This is a genomic window from Agrobacterium sp. 22-209-1 (genome assembly GCF_053522485.1).
Genome location: NZ_JBNWCH010000002.1, coordinates 311,441 through 331,521, shown reverse-complemented (window position 1 = coordinate 331,521; position 20,081 = coordinate 311,441). Strand labels below are relative to the sequence as shown.

Genomic DNA, 20,081 nt, shown 5'->3' with positions numbered 1-20,081 from the left:
AAAAGAGACGGGTTCCCGATGGCGCATTCCATACGGCGCGCCACCAAAGGGACCGGCAACAGCGGAGAAATAGAAATGCAGGCCGTCACGCTGGAGAACGATGTCATAAGACGTTTTGCCTCCGGGCACATGTTTCCCATGGCGAAACTGGTGCTTGAAACGGCGTTTCAGCCGATTGTCGAGGCGACGACAGGCACGATCTTCGGTTATGAATCGCTGATGCGCGGCCATGACCGGCTCGGTTTTTCCAGTCCGCTGGCGCTTCTCGACCAGGCTGCCGCAGATGGCGAGTTGAAGGCCTTCGAGCAGATGCTGGCAAGCCGCGCGCTCGCGAAATTCTCCACGCTGCCCGACTTCTCCTCCGCCACGCTTTTCCTCAATCTCGATGTGCGGCTGATCCCGCATGGCGACGCCATTTTGGACAAGCTCGTCGGCTATCTGGCGCGGGCGGGCATACCGGCCTCCTCGATCTGCTTCGAGCTTTCCGAACGTTTCGACAATACCAGCGTGCCGGAATTCACGGCGCTGATCGCCCGCATGCGCAAGGAAGGCTTCAAGCTGGCGATCGACGATTTCGGCGCCGGCCATGGAGAGATGAAGCTGCTCTGCGACTTCCCGCTGGATTACCTGAAGATCGACCGGCATTTCATCACCGGCGTCGACCAATTGCCGCGCAAGCAGCACCTTGTGCGCAACATCGTCAATATCGCTCATATTCTCGGCGTCAGGGTCATTGCGGAAGGTATCGAAACCGAGGCGGAGTTTTTGACCTGCCGCGAATTCGGCGTCGATCTGGTGCAGGGCTGGCTGATCGCCAGACCGACGGTCTTCACCAGCGAATTGCCCGAAAGTTTTCCGCACCTCAACCGCATGGGCGTGGCGCGGCGCAACAGCCAGACGCTGGACGAGATTCTGATCCGCCGGGAAATAGAACGCCTTCCCACCGTATTCGAACATGACAGCGTCGATAGCGTCTTCGAGCTGTTCCGCAGAAATCCGCAGCAGGCCTTCTTCCCGGTTCTCAACGCCAATGGCGAACCGCGCGGCGTCATCAACGAATATCACCTCAAGGAATATATCTACCGGCCCTTTGGCCGTGACCTGCTCAAGAACAAGATTTATGAGCGCACCATTTCCCATTTCGTCGACCCCGCACCGATCGTCGGCCTCGATGCCGACGCGGACCAGTTGATGAACATGTTCGCCAGCATGGGCGGCAGCGCCTGCATCATCCTCACCGAAAACATGCGTTATGCCGGCATCGTTTCCGCCGCTTCGCTCATCAAGGTCATCAATGAAAAACAGCTGAAGATGGCGCAGGACCAGAACCCGCTGACGGCGCTGCCCGGCAACCGCGCGATTGGCGGCTTCATTACCGACCGCTGCAGCGACGGCGACGAGACGCGCTTCTTCTGCTATTGCGACTTCGATAATTTCAAACCCTTCAACGACAAATACGGTTTCAACGCCGGTGACCACGCCATCACCCTGTTTTCAGCGCTGATGCGGCGTTACTTCTTCGCTGGCGACTGCTTCCTTGGTCATATTGGCGGCGACGATTTTTTCATCGGCGTGCGTGACTGGTGTGTGGAGGAATTGACGGAAATCCTCGAGCGGCTGCTCAGCGATTTCCACGACGACGTCGCCGGGCTCTATTCCGACGAAGACCGTGCCGCCGGCTGCATGAAGGGCCAGGACCGCAACGGCAATGAACGGGATTTTGCGCTGCTGCGCTGCTCCATCGGCGTTCTCACCTTGCCGAAGGGATCGATCATCGCCAATCCCGAGCGGATCGGCAGCGAGATTGCCAGCGTCAAGGCGGCAGCGAAAGAGAACGAAGGCGGTCTCGTCGTCAGGGTCTTCGGCGAGGCAAATTGACGTCGCGACAAACGGCCTTCTTCCCACGAGCACACATCTGACCTACATCTTCGGGTGAGGCCGACAAGTGAGGAGTTGCCCCTGCCCATGTCCGACACCAAGACCCTGCCCGAAACAATGCGCTTCATCGACCTGCCGTCCCATGGCGGCCCGGAAGTGATGCAGTCTTCAAAAGCGCCTTTACCGAAACCCGCCAAGGGCGAGATATTGGTGAAGGTCGAGGCGGCTGGGGTCAACCGTCCCGACGTCGCGCAAAGGCAGGGCATCTATCCGCCGCCAAAAGGTGCAAGCCCGATTCTCGGGCTGGAAATCGCCGGCGAGGTGGTTGCGCTGGGTGAAGGCGTCACCGAATTCAAGCCAGGCGACAAGGTCTGCGCGCTCGCCAATGGCGGCGGTTACGCCGAATTTTGCGCCGTTCCCGCCGGGCAAGCTCTGCCCTTCCCCAAGGGCTACGATGCCGTCAAAGCGGCCGCGCTACCGGAAACCTTCTTCACCGTCTGGGCCAATCTCTTCCAGATGGCTGGCCTGACGGAGGGTGAGACCGTGCTCATCCACGGCGGCACCAGCGGCATCGGCACGACGGCGATCCAGCTTGCGAAAGCCTTTGGCGCGGAGGTTTATACAACGGCGGGCTCAGCGGAAAAATGCGAGGCCTGCGTGAAGCTCGGCGCTAAGCGCGCGATCAATTACCGCGAGGAGGATTTCGCCGAGGTCGTGAAATCCGAAACCGGCGGCAAGGGCGTCGATGTCGTTCTCGACATGATCGGTGCGGCCTATTTCGAAAAGAACCTTGCGGCACTCGCCAAGGATGGTTGCCTTTCCATCATCGCTTTTCTGGGTGGTGCGACAGCCGAGAAGGTCGACCTGCGGCCTATCATGGTCAAACGCCTCACCGTCACAGGCTCCACCATGCGGCCCCGCACCGCCGACGAGAAGCGCGCCATCCGCGACGAGCTTGTCGGAGAGGTCTGGCCGCTCATCGAAAGCGGTCAGTTGTCACCTGTCATCAACCGGGTCTTCACGCTGGACGAGGTCGCGGAAGCGCACCGGCTGATGGAAAGCAGCAGCCATATCGGCAAGATCGTGATGAAGGTGTCGTGACGAGTGCCCCTTGCATTACTGACGAATCGTACTACCTTCTAATTATGTTCAACGTATCGGAAGGAGGTGATCCAATGTCTAGTGAGATTTCGGTCTCTGGTGCAGGCAATGGAAAGGGTGGTTTTGCGACGGGGCAGCCCTCGGCGTAAACTTCTTTGCCTTCGGAACGTTGAGAAACAGTCCCGGGTCTGTAAACAGGACCAAACTCATGGAAGGGTCGCTTCGGCGGCCCTTTTCCGTTTCTGCGTATTGCTTTGAGTATTGGGGAGATCTGCGCCTCGAGTGCCGGTGCGGTTCTCTCGCGACGAGAAAATCTCCTTAATCACATCGCAGTTCACCGCAGTTGAAATCATCAACTGCCAACTGCGGTCACGTCTCCCTTATTTCTTCCCGAACACCTTCCACCGCGTCGGGCGGAAGCGCAGTTGCGCGCCCACGGCCACGGCGGCGTTAAGCGGCACTTCGATTTCGAGGTGATAGGGCTCGTGGCCGTTATTGGCGATGTCGATTTCGGCGATGCGGGCGCCCGCGAGGCGGCGACAGGTGGTGACCTTGCCGTAAAGCGCGTCCTTCTCCTCAGTCAACACCACATCTTCCGGACGGAAGAAAAGCTCGCCCTCGCCTGTGCCGTTCTCGTCGATGCCGATGCTTTCGCCCTGGAACAGCACGTGGCCGTCGCGGATCGCCACCGGCAGGTTGGAGGATTCGCCGATGAAGGAGAAGACGAAGGGGGAGTTGGGCGTGTCATAGACATCATCCGCCGTGCCGACCTGCTCGATCTTGCCCTGGCTCATGACGACGACGCGGTCAGCCAGTTCCAGCGCCTCTTCCTGATCGTGGGTGACGAAGACAGTGGTGTGGCCGGTACGGTCGTGGAACTCGCGCAGCCAGCGGCGCAGCTCCTTGCGCACCTTGGCGTCCAGCGCGCCGAAGGGCTCGTCGAGAAGCAAGACCTTCGGCTCGATGGCGACGGCGCGGGCGAGCGCCACGCGCTGACGCTGACCGCCGGAAAGCTGCGAGGGGTAACGCTTCTCAAGGCCGGAGAGATGCACCATGTCGAGAAGTTCGGAGACACGCCTGCGGATTTCCGCATTCGGCGGACGCGTGGCGGAGGGGCGTACCTTGAGACCGAAGGCGATATTGTCGGCCACCGTCATGTGGCGGAACAGGGCGTAATGCTGGAACACGAAACCGACATTGCGCTCCTGCACCGTGCGGTGCGAGGCATCCTCGTCGCCGAAGAAAATCTGGCCGGTCGTCGGCTGATCGAGACCGGCGATAAGACGCAAAAGCGTCGTCTTGCCGGAACCGGAAGGACCGAGCAGCGCGATCAGCTCGCCGGAACGAATGTCGAGCGACACGTCGTTCAGCGCCGGAAAGCGGTCGAACTGCTTGGTGATGCCGGAGACTTTCACTTCCATGAAGATGCCTTTCAATGCTTGCCGGCTGCGTTGCCCGCGCCAAAGCGTAGTTCGAGAATGGTTTTGAGAACGAGCGTCACCAGCGCCAGACCGGCGAGCAGCGTCGCCACAGCAAAGGCCGCGCCGATATTGTACTCATTATAGAGTATCTCGACATGCAGCGGCATGGTGTTGGTCTCGCCGCGAATATGGCCTGACACCACAGAGACGGCGCCGAACTCCCCCATGGCGCGGGCGTTGCAGAGCAGAACGCCGTAGAGCAGACCCCATTTGATATTGGGCAGCGTGACGTACCAGAAGGTCTGCCAGCCGGAGGCGCCGAGCGAAATCGCCGCCTCCTCATCGCCATTGCCCTGATCCTGCATCAATGGGATAAGTTCGCGCGCGACGAAGGGAAAGGTGACGAAGATGGTGGCGAGCACGATGCCGGGCACGGCGAAGAGGATTTCTATGCCGTAACTCTTCAGCCATGGACCAAGCACGCTGTGGGACGAGAACAGGATGACATAGACCAGACCTGAGATCACCGGCGAGATCGAGAACGGCAAGTCGATCAGCGTGATCAGGAACGCCTTGCCCTTGAACTCGAATTTCGCGATCGCCCAGGCGGCCATCACCCCGAAGATCAGGTTAACCGGCACGGAAATGGCCGCGACGAGCAGCGTCAAGCGGATGGCGGAGAGTGCGTCGGGTTCGACAATCGCCTCCCAGAAGGCGTCTGCGCCCTTGCGGAAGGCTTCGAAGAAGACCGAGACCAGCGGCAGCACGAGAAAAGCCGCAAGGAACAGGAAGGCTATAGCAATCAACGCCAGCCGGGCGGGAAGGCTCTCGCTGGCGGGATCGCGGAACGGCCGGGGGGATGTGCGGGAAACGGTCTCAGACATAACCGTACCTCCTGCGGCTCCAGGCCTGAATGAGATTGATGAGGAACAGCATGGCGAAGGAGATGATCAGCATGATGGTGGCAATGCCCGTCGCGGCCGCATAGTTGAACTCCTCCAGCCGGATGACGATGAGGAGCGGCGCGATTTCCGAGACGTAGGGAATATTGCCGGCGATGAAGATGACCGAGCCGTATTCCCCAACGCCGCGCGCAAAGGCGAGCGCGAAACCCGTGAGGATGGCGGGCGTGAGGCTCGGCAAAAGAACGCGGCTGATAGTCTGAAAACGATTGGCGCCAAGCGTTGCCGCCACCTCCTCCACCTGCCGGTCGATCTCCTCCATGACAGGCTGCACGGTGCGGACCACGAAGGGCAGGCCGATGAAGATCAGCGCAATGACGATACCGGTCGGCGTAAACGCGATCTTGATGCCGAAGGGTTCGAACAGCGAGCCGACCCAGCCTCTGTTAGCATATAGCGTGGTGAGCGCGATGCCCGCCACCGCCGTCGGCAGGGCGAAGGGCAGATCGACGATGGCGTCCACAAAGCGGCGACCGGGGAAGCGATATCGCGTCAGCACCCAGGCGACGATGACGCCGAAGACGGCGTTGACCAGCGCGGCAAGAAATGCCGTGCCGAAACTGACACGCAGCGCATTCAGCGTGCGGCTATCCGTGGCGATTGCAATGAAATCTGAAAAACCGAGTTTCGCCGTGGACCATATGAGACCGCCCAGCGGAATAAGAATGATGAGAAACAGATAGGTCACGGTGTAACCAAACGTCAGGCCGAAGCCCGGTATGACGCTCGACTGCCGCCATTTCCACCTGTTTCCGGATGTATTATTGCTCATCAAGGCTCCGGATAAACTTTGTTCTATTTTATTTTCAGGACAGAAACCGGGGTCGGTTGTCCTGAAGATGCCCTATGGGACCCGGTATTCCCGGCGTCCATTACAAATTATCGACCGGCACGGGGTCCGGTCGATCAGGCTTTCATCGCCTTGTCCCCGCGGACGGATGACGACGTTTCACCCCATCATCCGCTTACTTGGCGGGCTTGTAAATCTGGTCGAAGATGCCGCCGTCACCGAAATGTTCAGGCTGCGCCTTCGCCCAACCGCCAAACTGCGGGTCGTCAATGGTGACGAGCTTGATCTCGGGCAGCTGCTTGAGCAGATCCTTGGAAACCGCAGTGGGATTGGACGGGCGGTAGAAGTGTTTCGCCGCAATATTCTGGCCCTCGTCGGAATAGAGATATTGCAGATAGGCTTCTGCCACCTTCCGGGTGCCCTTGGCATCGACATTGGCGTCAACCACGGCGACCGGCGGTTCCGCAAGGATCGAGATCGGCGGCACGACGATATCGAAAGCGTCAGCGCCGAATTCCTGACCGGCGAGATAGGCTTCGTTTTCCCAGGCGAGCAGCACGTCGCCGATCTGGCGCTGTGCGAAGGTCACCGTGGAGCCACGGGCACCGGTATCAAGAACCGGGGCGCGCTTGTAAAGCTCGCCGACATAGGCCTCGATCTTGTCCTTGTCGCCCTTGAACTCTTCGTTCGCCCAGGCCCAGGCCGCCAGGTAGTTCCAGCGCGCGCCGCCAGAGGTCTTTGGGTTCGGCGTCACGATCTGCACATCGCCCTTCACCAGATCGCCCCAGTTATGGATGCCCTTGGGGTTACCCTTGCGCACGAGGAAGACGATGGTGGAGGTGTAAGGCGAGGAATTATGCGGCAGGCGGGTGCGCCAGTCCTTGTTGATCTTGCCGGAGTTCTGAACGATGGCGTCGATATCGCTCTGCAGCGCCAGCGTCACCACGTCGGCTTCCAGACCATCGATAACCGAACGGGCCTGCTTGCCGGAGCCGCCATGCGACTGCTGGATGGTGATATCCTCGCCGGTGTCGGCCTTCCACTTCTTGGCGAAGGCTTCGTTGAAATCCTTGTAGAGTTCACGGGTCGGGTCGTAGGACACGTTGAGCAGCTTGGTCTGCGCAGCGGCCGAGCCAGCGCCGCCAAGCGCCAGTGAAAGGCCGAGCGCCACAACGCTCAAACCGGACAGAAGCTTGGACATCGGTATTCCCTCCTGATTGCGACGGCTTAACTCTACCGGTTGGGTAGAGTTGGTCAATGAGGCCGAATACGATCGAAAAACTGTTTCCCGAGAGCGTTTTTCCGGGCAACAAAAACAGCGCAGCGTAAGCGAAAGGCGCAACAAGCGTCGTGTAAAACTTTGCTGAATGCAAAAGCGTTTCACATTTTTGATGATTTTTTGCGCTGGCGCGAAAATATTATGGGGTTTTAGACGATTTTTTCGTCAGGCCGTCAAAAGCTCGGGCACATCCACCCCCGCCACGGCATCGGCGATGGTGGTGTTGAAAAGAATGTTGCGGGTGGCGTCGGCCACGCGGGCGAAGACGTGGCGGATTTCGCACTGCTTTTCGCCGTCGCAATCCTCGCAGCGGCGATAGGCGGTCTGCGACAGGCAGGGCAAGGGCGCAAGCGGCCCGTCGATGAGGCGCAGCACTTCGCCGAAGGTGATGTCCGATGCCGGGCGCGCCAGAAGATAACCACCCTGCTTGCCGCGCCGGCTTTCGACCAGGCGTTCCTTCTTCATTTCGAGCAGGATCTGTTCCAGAAACTTTTTCGGAATGGCCTGTTCGCGGGCAATGTCGGAAATCTGCACAGGACAGGCGCCGTCGGCCTTGGCCAGCGAAAGAAGCGCCCTCAGCGCGTATTTTGCCTTCTGCGAAATCATCGTAAAACCAGTAGACCACAAGCCCGGATACCCGGCAATTCCCGCTTAGCGCAGAAGTTGTCACAATTCAAATCCAAGCTGCAAAGAAGGTGAACGGGCATCTTTTGCTCATAGATCGTGCGCGTGAGGCATTTTTGCTCTGAAGTGCAGCGCACAAAGACTGTCATTTCTGTTCGCATAGCCGGATTTCAACAATAATCGGCCATGGAAATCCCGGACGTGACAATGACGATCAATTCAGCGACGATCAATTCAGCAAATGCCTCCGCCGATGCCGCTTCTCTCGACGCCACGCTTGCCGGGCTCGATCTTTCGGGTCGGCTTTCGTTTATCGCCGGCCTTGGCGGGCGGGCGGTGTTCACCACCAGCCTCGGCATCGAGGATCAGGTCATTACGGCCGCCATCGGCACGCACCGCCTGCCGATCGACGTCGTGACGCTGGAAACCGGCCGGCTGTTCAAGGAAACTGTCGATCTCATCGACGAAACCGAAGAGCGTTTCGGCATCGAAATCCGCCGGTTCCGACCGGAGCAGGACGATATCGACGCCTATGCCAAAAAATACGGCCTGAACGGTTTTTACGAAAGCGTCGAAGCCCGTCACGCCTGCTGTCATGTCAGAAAGCTGATCCCGCTTGGCAAGGCGCTGGAAGGCGCCGCCTTCTGGATCACCGGCCTCCGTCGCGGACAGTCGGGCAATCGCGCCACGACGCCATTTGCCGAATTCGACGCGGATCGCAATCTCATCAAGATCAATCCGCTGGCTGACTGGGATATCGACCTCATTCGCGCGCATGTCGCTTCTGAAAATATCCCCGTCAATCCGTTGCATCAGCGCGGTTACCCCTCCATCGGCTGCGAGCCCTGTACGCGCGCCATCAAGCCCGGCGAGCCTGAGCGCGCCGGACGATGGTGGTGGGAAAACGACGAGAAGCGCGAATGCGGTCTTCATGTCGCCGGTGCGGAGCAGACACCCGCCGTTTCCGCCATCCCGCAACGATAATCATTCAGACCATTTCCGGAGTTCACAATGTCCAACGCAGTCCACGAGACGGACAGCAAGAATACTGTCGCATCCAAGCCGCCGCTCGATCCCCATCTGAAGGCGCTTGAAAACGAAGCTATTCATATTTTCCGCGAAGTCGCCGCCGAATTCGATAATCCCGTGATGCTCTATTCCATCGGCAAGGATAGTTCCGTGCTGCTGCATCTCGCGCGCAAGGCTTTCTTCCCCGGCCGCGTGCCCTTCCCGCTGTTGCACGTCAATACGGGCTGGAAGTTCAAGGAAATGATCGAATTCCGCGACAAGATCGTCAAGGAATATGATCTTGACCTGATCTCCTACACCAACCCGCGCGGTGCGAGTGAAAACGTGACGCCCTTCACCCATGGTTCGGCGCTTTACACCGACATCATGAAGACCGAGGCGCTGCGTCAGGCTCTCGACGCCGGCCAGTTCGACGCAGCCTTTGGCGGCGCACGCCGTGACGAGGAAGCGAGCCGCGCCAAGGAGCGCATCTATTCCTTCCGCACGCCTGACCATAAATGGGACCCGCGCAACCAGCGCCCGGAATTGTGGAACATCTATAACGGCATGGTCCGCAAGGGCGAAAGCGTGCGCGCCTTCCCGCTCTCCAACTGGACCGAAGTGGATATCTGGCGTTACATCGAGGCAGAAAACATTCCGCTGGTGCCGCTCTATTACGCCGCCGAGCGTCCCTATGTTGAACGCGACGGCATGATGATCCTTGCCGAAGACGAGCGTCTGGAGCTTCTGCCCGGCGAAGAGATCAAGCATGGTTCGATCCGCTTCCGCACGCTCGGCTGCTTCCCGCTCACCGGTGCGATCCGTTCCGAAGCGGCGACGCTTCAGGAGGTGATCGCGGAACTCGAAATCGCCACCGTTTCCGAACGACAGGGCCGTGCGATTGACCGCGACCAGTCCGGTTCCATGGAGAAGAAGAAGCGCGAGGGGTATTTCTGATGAGCGCTGCAGCTGCTAACACCCCCTCCTCTTCCGCCACCATTCTGCCGTTTGCCGAACATTCGAAGGCGGCACGCGACACGCGTCCGCTTCGCCTCATCACCTGCGGCAGCGTCGATGACGGCAAATCGACCCTGATCGGTCGTCTTCTCTGGGACACCAAGGCCGTCAAGGAAGACCAGGCCGCCACGCTGCACCGCGACAGCGGCAAGCAGAACGATCTCGGCCTGCCCGATTTTGCCCTGCTGCTCGACGGTTTGCAGGCCGAGCGCGAACAGGGCATCACCATCGATGTCGCCTATCGTTATTTCGCAACCGACCGGCGCGCCTTCATCGTCGCCGACACGCCCGGCCATGAGCAATATACCCGCAACATGGCGACCGGCGCTTCCACCGCCGATCTTGCCGTGCTGCTCGTCGATGCCCGCACCGGCATTCTGGAACAGACCCGCCGCCACGCCACCATCGCGGCGCTGATGGGCATCCGGCAATTCGTGCTGGCCGTCAACAAGATCGACCTGACGAATTACGACAAGGCCGGTTTCGAATTGATCGCCCACGAGTTCCGCGATTTCGCCTCCAACCTCGGTATCAAGCAGATCACCGCCATTCCGATGTCGGCGCTGAAGGGTGAAAACGTCGTTCTCTCCGGCAAGGCCGCCATGCCCTGGTATGAAGGCCCGACGCTGGTGGAAACGCTGGAGTTGGCCACCGTTCGCTCCGCGCAGTCCGGCGGCTTCCGCCTTCCGGTGCAGCGCGTCTCGCGGCCGGGTGAAAGCTTCCGTGGCTATCAGGGTACGGTTGCCGGCGGTTCGGTGAAGCCGGGCGACAGCGTCGTCGTCCTGCCTTCCGGCATGGTCGCCAACGTCAAGCAGATCGTTACCTTCGATCTGGTGCGCAATGCCGCCGTGGCGGGCGATGCGGTCACGCTCGTCCTCGACCGTCAGGTGGACGTCTCGCGCGGCGACATGATCGTTTCCATCGAGGCGCAGCCACAGACGGGCCTTGCCTTCGACGCACAGATCGTGGCCTTGCAGCCCGGCGGCATCGAAGCGGGCAAGCGCTATTGGCTCAAAAGCGGCAGCCGCCGCCAGCGCGTCAGCGTGCAGCCCGTCAGCCAGCTGAACCTGAAGGAAGGCGAATGGCAGGCGCATGAAACCGCACTCCCGATGAACGCCATCGGCAAGGTGCGGCTTTCCTTCGATGAGACGGCGATCTTCGATCCCTATGAACAGAACCGCGCGACCGGTTCCTTCATCCTGATCGATCCCGACACCAACAACACGGTCGCGGGCGGCATGATCGCCGGCAAACGCAGTGTCGGTGCGTCGGAAGAACAGGGCGACCGGGTCATTCTCTCACTGCCCGCCGATCTTGCGGAAAAACTGCTGGCCAGCGAGCTCCTCGCCAAGCACCGCGACGAGATCGACATCCGCCGCACCGACGGCGCAACGGCCGCGCGGCTGATCGGCGATCTGGGCTGACACACCCCCCTCAAACAAACAAAAGGCGACCGTCAACGCGGTCGCCTTTTTCGTTTCAGGGCCTTTTCCGCGTCAGAGAATGCGGATTGGCTTAAAACACGAACATATAAAGCAGAATGATCACGAAGATCGGAACGCCCATAGCCCACAATGCAATACCCTTCAGCATGTTATCCTCCATTGTTGTATGGTTGAATAACGACTGAGGCGGCTTTCCGATCCATGCCGCTCTCCTGATTTTTACGGGTTGTTTCTCGGCGGCAGAAAAAGCTGTTTGTTCATTCGACGTTCATGCACGAAAGGCGAATTTGCATGCGGTCGCTCCGCCAAGCGGCCCAACAGAGGCTCGTTGTTTGAAAAAGCAGCGGGCCTCTTTTTTGATCGCGATAAGTTGATCGCGACGAGGCCCCTGAAACTCAGGGCCCATGACGGTGAGGGATAACTTCTTGGATTGTGAAGAAGAATTGAGACTTCTAAGACGGTTCCTGTCGCGCGTCCCCTGAAACAGGCCGCGACATTGAGGCCTGGCGCTTGGCGGAGCGACGGGCCTCTTTTGCTGGTATGCCGCGTGGCGACACCAAAAGCCCGCCGAAGCGGTCCATCCCTATTTTTTGAAGGCGCTTATTCGCACCTGCGCCCGGATTTCGAGAAGTAAGCGGCGAATGCAGTCCAACCGGCGCGGCTTTTGACAGCCCGGTTTCTGTGCGAGATTTCGATCTTGGAAGTTTCGGGATGAGTTGCAAGCCGCTGTAGCTATTGGGCTTCAAGCTGGTCGGAGTGAGAGGATTCGAACCTCCGACCCCCACGTCCCGAACGTGGTGCGCTACCAGACTGCGCTACACTCCGTGACCAGCAGCGCGTCTATAGACCAGCCTCCGGCATTCGACAAGCGGCTTATTGCATTTTTTGTGACAAGTTTTTCCCATCCGTTGAAGCAACCCTGCCAAGCGCCTGCGCCGCCGGCCGGAAGGCCTCAAAACGTTACAAAAAAGCAATTGTGGCAGGAAATTTTCATCGAACCGCACACCTCCCCTGCCCGCCGCCGCCAAATCTGCTAGGGGAACGGAATGACCGGCGGGAAGCCGGACACGGCACAAAGGACATTTCACCATGCTATCTCGCAGCGTAACGCTTGCAGCGTTTGCCATTGCGCTCTCGGCCTGCACCACCTCCACGGGCGGTTCCACTCCCTCCTTCACCCAGAAGAGCCCCGTTGAGACCCGCTGGGTCGGCCAGTCCGCAGGCGTTTTCTTTGCAAAATTCGGCCCGCCGCAAAGCGATACGGAAACCGGCAGCTCCACCGTGTATAACTGGCGCGGCGGCTACAGAAAGGCCACCATTCCGGCCAGGTTCGAAGAAGGCAAGGATGGCAAGAAGGGGCGCCAGATCTCGCCCGCCCGCACCGCCTCGCTCTCCTGCACCGTGCAGCTCGTCGTTTCCAGCGACTACAAGATCACCGCCGTGCGCACGGTCTCCGACCGCCCCGGCATTAACGGCCCGAGCTATTGCGCGGAATTCCTCGCCGCAAACTGAGCTTTCGGCCTCAGAGCGAACACAACAAGGCCCGCCCGAAACGGCGGGCCTTTCACTTTTTTGGGAATATCGTCATTTTTCTGAAAATAATTCGGCCCGCAGCAGCGCCACACCGACCATCCTGGCCGGCAAAATACGGCCGGGCGCGCTTTTTGCGATATCGCGCCAATGCAACTCTTTCAACCGTTTGAAAGCATCGCCTGATCTTCGCCGCGCAAAAAATGACGATCCGCAAACGCGCCAAATTCGCCAGCGCGACCATATATCCCGGCCAAATCCCTCCAAAAACGCTTGAACTGGCGTGATTGCCTTCGGGTTGTGCCGCTTTGCGCTTTGCTATAACGGGGCGCTCGGGAGGAATGTTTTTAACACAAAACAAGAATCAGGTATGGCCGTGACTCCCATCGATCAAGACAAATCCCAGCTCACTGATCTCGCCCATGCATTTCCGCTGAACCGCCGACAGGTTCTGGGCGGTGCACTCGCCGGAATTGCCGCAGCGGCGCTGCCCTCTTCCCCACTCCTCGCCAATACGGCCGCCAAGAAGGTGGACGTGCTTCTCATCGGCGGCGGCATCATGAGCGCGACGCTCGGTGTGTGGCTGCGCGAACTCGAACCGACCTGGTCGATGCAGATGCTGGAGCGGCTGGATGGCGTGGCGCTGGAAAGCTCCAACGGCTGGAACAATGCCGGCACCGGCCATTCCGCGCTTGCCGAGCTGAACTACACGCCGGAAGACGCCAACGGCAACATCAAGATCGCCCAAGCCATCAACATCAACGAATCCTTCCAGATTTCCCGGCAGTTCTGGGCATGGCAGGTGAAGAACGGCGTCTTGAAGAACCCGCGCTCCTTCATCAACCACACGCCGCATATGAGCTTCGTCTGGGGTGACGAGAACGTCGCCTATCTGGAAAAGCGTTATCAGGCGCTGAGGACCAGCCCGCTTTTTGCCGGCATGGAGTTCTCCACCGATCCCGAGCAGATCAAGAAGTGGGTGCCGCTGATGATGGAAGGCCGCGACCCTTCCCAGAAGATCGGCGCCACCTGGTCGCCGCTCGGCACCGACATGGAATTCGGCGAAATCACCCGCCAGTTCGTCTCGCATCTGCAGAGCGACCAGAATTTCGACCTGCAGGTCAATAGCGAGGTTTCCGACATCCAGCGCAATGCCGATGGCAGCTGGCGCGTGACCTATACCAACACCAAAACCGATGCCGAACAGGTGGTGGATGCGAAATTCGTGTTCATCGGCGCCGGCGGCGGCGCGCTGCATCTGTTGCAGATGTCCGGCATTCCCGAAGCCGATGATTATGCCGGTTTCCCGGTGGGCGGCTCGTTCCTCATCAACGAGAACCCTGATGTGACGATGCAGCATCTCGCCAAGGCCTATGGCAAGGCCTCGGTCGGCTCGCCGCCCATGTCGGTGCCGCACCTCGATACCCGCGTGCTGGGCGGCAAGCGCGTCATCCTGTTCGGACCTTTCGCCACCTTCTCCACCAAGTTCCTGAAGGAAGGCTCCTATTTCGATCTCGTCTCCTCGGTCACAACAAGCAATGCCTGGCCGATGGTGCGCGTGGGCATCGATGAATATCCGCTGGTGGAATATCTCGCCGGCCAGCTGATGATGTCGGACGACGACCGTTTTGCCGCGCTGAAGGAATATTTCCCCAATGCCAAGCAGGGCGAATGGCGCCTGTGGCAGGCCGGCCAGCGCGTGCAGATCATCAAGCGCGACGAGGAAAAGGGCGGCGTGCTGAGGCTCGGCACTGAAGTCGTCTCCGCCAAGGATGGCAGCATCGCCGGTCTGCTCGGCGCGTCTCCGGGCGCCTCGACGGCAGCACCGATCATGCTCAGCGTTCTGGAAAAAGTCTTCAAGGACAAGGTGGTAACGCCGGAATGGCAGACGAAGCTGCGCCAGATTGTGCCGAGCTACGGCACCAAGCTCAATGACGACCCGGAAAAGGTACAGCAGGAATGGGCCTACACCGCCGAACACCTGCAACTGCCCACCCCGCCGCAGATCGATCTCGAGGCGCTGAAGGGTGCCGGTGCGGCGCCTGCAGGTGCGCCGGTGAAGAAGGTGCCGGATATCGCGCTTTAAGGGTTAGGTGCGATTTTTAGGATTGGACGCCGCGTGTCTCCGGATGCGCGGCGTTTTTATTGGATTATACCTCCGCCCGCATCTTCTTGGCCCTCTGCCGATGGTCTGCCAAGCTCAATGAAATCGATCCGCCGCAGATGCGGGGGACGGACCGAGCATGATGAAATACCTCGCATCGCAGATGATTTGGTAGTAATAATTCCTACCAATTATTCGTGGAGAAATGACGTGGCCAATGTGGAAAAGATCAGTGTCTCGATGACACCCCAGCATGCCGAAATCTTGCGTGATGCCGTCGAAAGCGGGGCCTATGCCAGCAGCAGCGAGGTGATCCGCGAAGCGATGCGTGACTGGTCTGCGAAATGGGTTCAGCGACGCGATGACATAGCCAAGTTGCGCGCATTGTGGACTGAAGGCAAAGCCAGTGGCAGTTCAACCGAAGTGGATTTTGACGACACACTCAGTGAAGCGCGTGCAGAACTGGCTTCGTTGAAAAATCGTGACCATTAAGCTTGTCTGGACACCCCGCGCTCGCCGCGATGTGAAGAAAATCTACATCGACATTGGTAAATCACAGCCTCTTGCGGCGGAGCGGTATTTCGCTCGGTTTCGCGCCAAGGCGGAGCGCTTGATCTGCCACCCCCATCTTGGCGAGCGCCACCCGGAAATTTTTCCATCCGCCCGCATGCTGGTTGCAGCGCCTTACATCATTCTCTACGAAACCGTGCCGGATACCGATGACGGCGAGATAGATTCCGTAGAGATTGTACGTGTCATTGACGGTCGCCGCGACCTGCGAACACTGTCCTGATTTTGGAAGAAATGGCTGGGGCGCCAGGATTCGAACCTGGGAATGCCGGTACCAAAAACCGGTGCCTTACCGCTTGGCGACGCCCCAACAGGGCAGCGAGAGCGAAACGCCGCTGCCTGAACCGCGCCTGATTAGCAAAGCCTGCCCGGCCCGGCAATGACCCGGCGACCAATTTTTTCACAAAATACAAGCTTTTTGGGTGCCGGGCCGCAGGCGGCATGATAGGGCTTGGCGATTGTGCGGCGGGTGCCGTCGGCACGAGCGGCATGGCATTCACTGAGGAGGTCTCGATGGCGGACCCGGCATTCGATCTCGACTTCAAGCCGGCCTATGGCGAGGCGGTTCCTGTTGCACCGCTCATCCAGCGCCTCACCGTCAATAACCCTTCCGCCTTCACCTTTCATGGCACCAATTCCTATATCGTCGGCGAGCGCTCCGTTGCCGTCATCGATCCGGGCCCGGAGGATGAGGCGCATTTTCAGGCTTTGATGGCGGCGCTCGAAGGCCGCGAGGTGACCCATATCTTCGTCAGCCACACGCACCGCGATCATTCGCCGCTGGCCCGCAGGCTGGCGCAGGTGACTGGGGCGTTGACCGTGGCGGAAGGCCCGCACCGTGCCGCGCGCCCATTACACGCGGGCGAGACAAACCCCTTTGCCGAGAGTTCCGATACGGCTTTCGTGCCCGATATCGCACTTGGCGACGGGCAGAGCCTTTCCGGCGATGGCTGGACATTGACGGCGCTACATACGCCGGGCCACACCGCCAATCACGCCGCCTTTGCGCTTGAGGGCAGCGGCATCGTCTTTTCGGCCGATCACGTCATGGCCTGGGCCACCACCATCGTGGCACCTCCGGATGGGGCGATGAGCGATTACATGGCCTCGCTGGACCGGCTTCTCACCCGCGACGACCGGCTGTTCCTGCCTGGCCATGGCGGCCCGGTCACCGATCCCGCCGCCTTCATGCGGGGCTTGCGCGCCCACCGCCGCATGCGGGAAAAGGCGGTTCTGAAGCGCATCCGGGACGGCGACAGGCGGATCGCCGATATGGTGAAGGTGATCTATGCCAGCACCGACAGGCGCCTGCATGGCGCGGCCGCACTTTCCGTGCTGGCGCATATCGAGGATCTGATCGAAAAGGGCGAGGTGCGGACGGATGGTGCGCCTTCGCTCACGGGTGAATATTTTCCGGCGTGACGGGTTTTGAGAGGCAGCATTTCAAATCTTGCTATCGCCTCAGCCATCGCTCTCCCATTGATGGCGCGGGCGAGTGCCACTCGTTTCTTCTCCCCGTCGGGGAGAAGTCCGCGGCAGCCGGATGAGGGGGCGACGGTAGAGATATTCGGAGAGCTAGCCCCCTCATACGACCCTTCGGGCCACCTTCTCCCCCTCGGGGAGAAGAAACCAAGCCGCAGCGCCATGCGCTACCTCACACCAAAAAACGTATCAATTATCGTTCAACCCTTGCATTTCCGCATCCAGCGCATCGAGATAGGCCTCGGCAATCGCCGCACCCATGCCGAGATCATGCGGGCCGTAGCGGGAGGCGACGCGCACGTCGACGATGGTGGTTTCCGCCTCTTCCTTCAAGCGGATGAGGATATCGAAACGCAGGCCCCAGATGCGGGTGCGGGTTTCACCCTGCATCAGCACCACGCCGCTGCCGTTGAAGAAGGTGGGTAACGGCGCATCAGTCGGGCGGGCCATAGGCACCGGCACGATGGAGGGCAGGTCTTCCACCGGCGCATCTTCCGTGGGCTGCTGCCTGTCCTGTGGCGGCACCCCGACGGAGGCGGCATCTTCCACGCCGATCACACCCTTCGTATGGGTGATGCGGATGGACTGGGCGGCGGCCATTTTTTTGGCGGCGGCATAGATGCGGTCAATCGCGCCTTCATAACGGCGTCCGGCGAGGCTCGCATAGGCCTCCATCTGCGCGTCGCGGTCGGCCCTAGTGATGACGGCGGGCCGCACCAGCCATTGTTGGTTGGCCGCTGGTGCCGCCAGCCACTCCGGCACGTCGCTCAGGTCCGTGGAAATGTCGTAAATCTTCGGCTGCTGCCAATAAAGAAAAGCGCCGTAACCGACCACGCCGAGCGGCAGGGCCGAGAGAAGCAGCGCCGCCAGCGCCGAAAGCCCGCCGCGCGCACCCCTAGTCCAAAGCCGCTCGAGGCCGATCAGCGCCAGAAGCACGGCGAGAAGAGCGATACCGGCGGCAATCAGGAGCAGCCCGACAAGATCTGGCGTCGTCAACGGTCCGAAACGGTGGATACCGGCGGCGATGAGAAAAAGCGCCAGCGCCGCAAGGCCCAGATACCGGGAAAGATAGGCTGCAACCGAAAAAGGCCGGACGAAACGCACAGTCATGGAAGCGGATATCCGTTAGATCGCATTGGCTAAAAAGCGTTGCACCCGAATTCTGACAGGGAATCACCTGCATATGATGTCATAGACCGGATTTGCGATGAGGAAAACAAAGGACAATGGCGATCTGCGCTACGACGGCGAGAGCCTGGAATAATTTTCCGCATCGCACATGTTCCAGGGAATAATTCCCCGACAATGAAACAAATACGCAAGTCCATCTCTTAATTGCTGAGGAAATCGGCGTATTGTCGGCGACCTCCCTCGAGAATGCGTGTAAAAAGTGCAACATTCTCGTTTTTTTGCACAATAAAGAGACATCTCATGTCACAGGCAACGACGTCCGCCGGCCCCTCCGGGCCTAAACCCTTTTACCGCAATTTCGGCTTTCAGGTTCTGATCGCCATGGTCATCGGCCTGCTGCTCGGGCTTGTTGCGCGCAACATCGGCCCCGATGCCGCCGGCAGCCCGAACTGGCTTTCGGTGACGCTGCAGACCATCGGCAGCATTTTCGTACAGCTGTTGCGCGCGCTTGTGCCGCCGCTGATCTTTACCGCCATCGTCGCCTCCATCGCCAATCTAAAGAACCTTTCCAATGCGGCAAAGCTCGTCTGGCAGACGCTTTTGTGGTTCGCCATCACCGCCCTGATCGCCGTGGTCATCGGCATCGTGCTCGGCCTCGTCATTCAGCCGGGCGTCAACACGGCGATTGCCAACACGGCAGCGGCGGCCCCCTCCTCGACGGGTTCCTGGCTCGATTTTCTCAAGGGTCTCGTGCCGGCCAATGTGTTTGGTCTTGAGGCTTCGACCAAGCTCAATAACGGGTCGGCCAGCACCTCGCTGAACTTCAACGTGTTGCAGTTGCTCGTCGTATCGATCGCCTTTGGTGTGGCGGCGCTCAAAGCCGGCAAGGCGGCGGAGCCATTCCTCGCCTTCAACCAGTCGCTGCTCGCCATCGTGCGCAAAATCCTGTGGTGGGTCATCCGCCTCACCCCCATCGGCACCATCGGCCTGCTCGGCCGTGCGGTTGACCAATATGGCTGGACGACGCTGTCGCAGCTCGGCTGGTATGCGGCGGCGGTCTATATCGGTCTGGCGCTCGTGCTGTTCGTGGTTTATCCGGCGCTCCTTCTCGCCCACGGCCTGAAACCCTCACGGTTCTTTGCGGGCGCATGGCCAGCCATCCAGCTTGCCTTCGTCTCACGTTCCTCCATCGGTACGCTTCCCGTCACCGAAACCGTGACGGAAAAGAGCCTCGGCGTGCCGCGCGAATATGCCGCCTTCTCCGTGCCGCTCGGCGCCACCACCAAGATGGATGGCTGCGCCGCGATCTATCCGGCAATCTCGGCGATCTTCATCGCGCAGTTCTTCCAGGTGCCGCTCGGCATTCAGGAATATGTTCTGATCGTCTTCGTTTCCGTGCTCGGTTCCGCTGCAACGGCCGGCCTGACGGGTGCTGTGGTGATGCTGACGCTGACACTCTCCACCCTCGGCCTGCCGCTGGAGGGCGTGGGCCTGCTGCTCGCCATCGACCCGATCCTCGACATGGGCCGCACGGCGGTCAACGTCGCCGGACAGGCACTGGTGCCCACCATCGTCGCCAAGCGCGAAGGCATTCTCAACGAGGCCGTCTACAACAACGCCAAGGACATCGACGCGCTCGATGACCGGGAAGTGGCGGCGGCCTGAGAGCGATAATCGCAGGGCGTTTCCGGGAAAAGAGACGCCCTAGCGAACATAACTTTCCATCTAGGTGGGTTTTC

General features: G+C 60.0%; 17 protein-coding genes and 2 tRNA genes. 11 read left to right on the top strand and 8 right to left on the bottom strand.

The genetic code is table 11. The features are described from left to right. Positions 1–75 precede the first annotated feature (75 nt). Complete coding sequence (locus ACQZ48_RS05870) at positions 76–1,878, top strand: GGDEF domain-containing protein (RefSeq protein WP_448728662.1); 1,803 nt, start codon at positions 76–78, stop codon at positions 1,876–1,878. Positions 1,879–1,965: 87 nt separating this feature from the next. Further along, the gene (locus ACQZ48_RS05865) at positions 1,966–2,979 is read left to right on the top strand and encodes an NAD(P)H-quinone oxidoreductase (protein WP_170985453.1); all 1,014 of its coding nucleotides are present in this window, start codon (positions 1,966–1,968) and stop codon (positions 2,977–2,979) included. Between the two features lie 380 nt (positions 2,980–3,359). On the opposite strand, the gene ACQZ48_RS05860 is transcribed toward ACQZ48_RS05865, so the two are convergent. The 5 genes from ACQZ48_RS05860 to ACQZ48_RS05840 all read right to left on the bottom strand — a co-directional run bounded on the left by ACQZ48_RS05860 (position 3,360) and on the right by ACQZ48_RS05840 (position 8,037). Then, positions 3,360–4,400, bottom strand: coding sequence for a sulfate/molybdate ABC transporter ATP-binding protein (locus ACQZ48_RS05860; protein WP_142912379.1), 1,041 nt, complete (start codon positions 4,398–4,400; stop codon positions 3,360–3,362). Between the two features lie 11 nt (positions 4,401–4,411). After that, positions 4,412–5,284 carry a sulfate ABC transporter permease subunit CysW gene (gene cysW / locus ACQZ48_RS05855; protein ID WP_137409912.1) on the bottom strand — a complete coding sequence of 291 codons (873 nt, stop codon included), beginning with the start codon at positions 5,282–5,284 and terminating at the stop codon, positions 4,412–4,414. After that, on the bottom strand, positions 5,277–6,134 hold the full coding sequence (gene cysT / locus ACQZ48_RS05850; protein ID WP_142912378.1) for a sulfate ABC transporter permease subunit CysT: 858 nt from the start codon (positions 6,132–6,134) through the stop codon (positions 5,277–5,279). The genes cysW and cysT overlap by 8 nt, the downstream gene beginning before the upstream one ends. A 193-nt stretch (positions 6,135–6,327) precedes the next feature. Then, positions 6,328–7,353 carry a sulfate ABC transporter substrate-binding protein gene (locus ACQZ48_RS05845; protein ID WP_191216979.1) on the bottom strand — a complete coding sequence of 342 codons (1,026 nt, stop codon included), beginning with the start codon at positions 7,351–7,353 and terminating at the stop codon, positions 6,328–6,330. A 243-nt stretch (positions 7,354–7,596) separates the two neighbouring features. Then, on the bottom strand, positions 7,597–8,037 hold the full coding sequence (locus tag ACQZ48_RS05840; RefSeq protein ID WP_191216980.1) for an RrF2 family transcriptional regulator: 441 nt from the start codon (positions 8,035–8,037) through the stop codon (positions 7,597–7,599). A gap of 204 nt (positions 8,038–8,241) precedes the next feature. Here ACQZ48_RS05840 and ACQZ48_RS05835 point away from each other — a divergent pair, with 204 nt between their 5' ends. Genes ACQZ48_RS05835 through cysN form a run of 3 tightly spaced genes read left to right on the top strand, consistent with a single transcriptional unit; the run spans position 8,242 to position 11,504 of the window. Then, complete coding sequence (locus ACQZ48_RS05835; protein WP_191216981.1) at positions 8,242–9,039, top strand: phosphoadenylyl-sulfate reductase; 798 nt, start codon at positions 8,242–8,244, stop codon at positions 9,037–9,039. Positions 9,040–9,066: 27 nt separating this feature from the next. Further along, positions 9,067–10,020: a sulfate adenylyltransferase subunit CysD gene (gene cysD / locus ACQZ48_RS05830; RefSeq protein ID WP_077982773.1), complete on the top strand. Its 954-nt coding sequence runs from the start codon at positions 9,067–9,069 to the stop codon at positions 10,018–10,020. After that, a complete protein-coding gene (cysN, locus tag ACQZ48_RS05825) occupies positions 10,020–11,504 on the top strand; it encodes a sulfate adenylyltransferase subunit CysN (RefSeq protein WP_137409908.1) in 1,485 nt (494 codons plus the stop codon). The genes cysD and cysN overlap by 1 nt, the downstream gene beginning before the upstream one ends. Positions 11,505–12,273: 769 nt before the next feature. Here the strand turns inward: cysN and ACQZ48_RS05820 are convergent. Then, positions 12,274–12,350 (bottom strand) — tRNA-Pro (locus ACQZ48_RS05820). Positions 12,351–12,614: 264 nt separating this feature from the next. On the opposite strand from ACQZ48_RS05820, the gene ACQZ48_RS05815 reads away from it, so the two are divergent. From ACQZ48_RS05815 to ACQZ48_RS05800, 4 genes are all read left to right on the top strand, one after another. Next, positions 12,615–13,037 (top strand): hypothetical protein, encoded by a 423-nt coding sequence (locus tag ACQZ48_RS05815; RefSeq protein ID WP_191216982.1) that lies wholly within the window; start codon positions 12,615–12,617, stop codon positions 13,035–13,037. 388 nt (positions 13,038–13,425) lie between these two features. Beyond that, positions 13,426–15,141: a malate dehydrogenase (quinone) gene (gene mqo / locus ACQZ48_RS05810; protein WP_191216983.1), complete on the top strand. Its 1,716-nt coding sequence runs from the start codon at positions 13,426–13,428 to the stop codon at positions 15,139–15,141. A 228-nt stretch (positions 15,142–15,369) separates the two neighbouring features. Then, entirely contained in the window at positions 15,370–15,651 is a 282-nt protein-coding gene (locus tag ACQZ48_RS05805) for a type II toxin-antitoxin system ParD family antitoxin (protein ID WP_077982777.1), read from the top strand. After that, positions 15,641–15,952 carry a type II toxin-antitoxin system RelE/ParE family toxin gene (locus ACQZ48_RS05800; RefSeq protein ID WP_077982778.1) on the top strand — a complete coding sequence of 104 codons (312 nt, stop codon included), beginning with the start codon at positions 15,641–15,643 and terminating at the stop codon, positions 15,950–15,952. The genes ACQZ48_RS05805 and ACQZ48_RS05800 overlap by 11 nt, the downstream gene beginning before the upstream one ends. Before the next feature lie 12 nt (positions 15,953–15,964). Here the strand turns inward: ACQZ48_RS05800 and ACQZ48_RS05795 are convergent. Then, a tRNA-Gln gene (locus ACQZ48_RS05795) sits at positions 15,965–16,039 on the bottom strand. Positions 16,040–16,242: 203 nt separating this feature from the next. Here ACQZ48_RS05795 and ACQZ48_RS05790 point away from each other — a divergent pair. Then, positions 16,243–17,151 (top strand): MBL fold metallo-hydrolase, encoded by a 909-nt coding sequence (locus ACQZ48_RS05790; RefSeq protein ID WP_191216984.1) that lies wholly within the window; start codon positions 16,243–16,245, stop codon positions 17,149–17,151. Positions 17,152–17,400: 249 nt separating this feature from the next. On the opposite strand, the gene ACQZ48_RS05785 is transcribed toward ACQZ48_RS05790, so the two are convergent. After that, on the bottom strand, positions 17,401–18,321 hold the full coding sequence (locus ACQZ48_RS05785; protein WP_191216985.1) for a DUF1499 domain-containing protein: 921 nt from the start codon (positions 18,319–18,321) through the stop codon (positions 17,401–17,403). A gap of 321 nt (positions 18,322–18,642) precedes the next feature. Between ACQZ48_RS05785 and ACQZ48_RS05780 the strand changes: the two genes are divergently transcribed. Further along, a complete protein-coding gene (locus ACQZ48_RS05780) occupies positions 18,643–20,007 on the top strand; it encodes a dicarboxylate/amino acid:cation symporter (RefSeq protein ID WP_191216986.1) in 1,365 nt (454 codons plus the stop codon). Positions 20,008–20,081: the final 74 nt, after the last annotated feature.

Excerpts from the sequence above, each read along its gene's own strand:
- cysD (WP_077982773.1), top strand. The coding sequence starts at position 9,067 with ATGTCCAACGCAGTCCACGAGACGGACAGCAAGAATACTGTCGCATCC.
- ACQZ48_RS05785 (WP_191216985.1), bottom strand. The coding sequence starts at position 18,321 with ATGACTGTGCGTTTCGTCCGGCCTTTTTCGGTTGCAGCCTATCTTTCC.
- ACQZ48_RS05860 (WP_142912379.1), bottom strand. The coding sequence starts at position 4,400 with ATGGAAGTGAAAGTCTCCGGCATCACCAAGCAGTTCGACCGCTTTCCG.
- ACQZ48_RS05835 (WP_191216981.1), top strand. The coding sequence starts at position 8,242 with ATGGAAATCCCGGACGTGACAATGACGATCAATTCAGCGACGATCAAT.
- ACQZ48_RS05870 (WP_448728662.1), top strand. The coding sequence starts at position 76 with ATGCAGGCCGTCACGCTGGAGAACGATGTCATAAGACGTTTTGCCTCC.
- cysT (WP_142912378.1), bottom strand. The coding sequence starts at position 6,134 with ATGAGCAATAATACATCCGGAAACAGGTGGAAATGGCGGCAGTCGAGC.
- ACQZ48_RS05845 (WP_191216979.1), bottom strand. The coding sequence starts at position 7,353 with ATGTCCAAGCTTCTGTCCGGTTTGAGCGTTGTGGCGCTCGGCCTTTCA.
- ACQZ48_RS05865 (WP_170985453.1), top strand. The coding sequence starts at position 1,966 with ATGTCCGACACCAAGACCCTGCCCGAAACAATGCGCTTCATCGACCTG.
- mqo (WP_191216983.1), top strand. The coding sequence starts at position 13,426 with ATGGCCGTGACTCCCATCGATCAAGACAAATCCCAGCTCACTGATCTC.
- ACQZ48_RS05840 (WP_191216980.1), bottom strand. The coding sequence starts at position 8,037 with ATGATTTCGCAGAAGGCAAAATACGCGCTGAGGGCGCTTCTTTCGCTG.
- cysW (WP_137409912.1), bottom strand. The coding sequence starts at position 5,284 with ATGTCTGAGACCGTTTCCCGCACATCCCCCCGGCCGTTCCGCGATCCC.
- ACQZ48_RS05780 (WP_191216986.1), top strand. The coding sequence starts at position 18,643 with ATGTCACAGGCAACGACGTCCGCCGGCCCCTCCGGGCCTAAACCCTTT.
- cysN (WP_137409908.1), top strand. The coding sequence starts at position 10,020 with ATGAGCGCTGCAGCTGCTAACACCCCCTCCTCTTCCGCCACCATTCTG.
- ACQZ48_RS05815 (WP_191216982.1), top strand. The coding sequence starts at position 12,615 with ATGCTATCTCGCAGCGTAACGCTTGCAGCGTTTGCCATTGCGCTCTCG.
- ACQZ48_RS05790 (WP_191216984.1), top strand. The coding sequence starts at position 16,243 with ATGGCGGACCCGGCATTCGATCTCGACTTCAAGCCGGCCTATGGCGAG.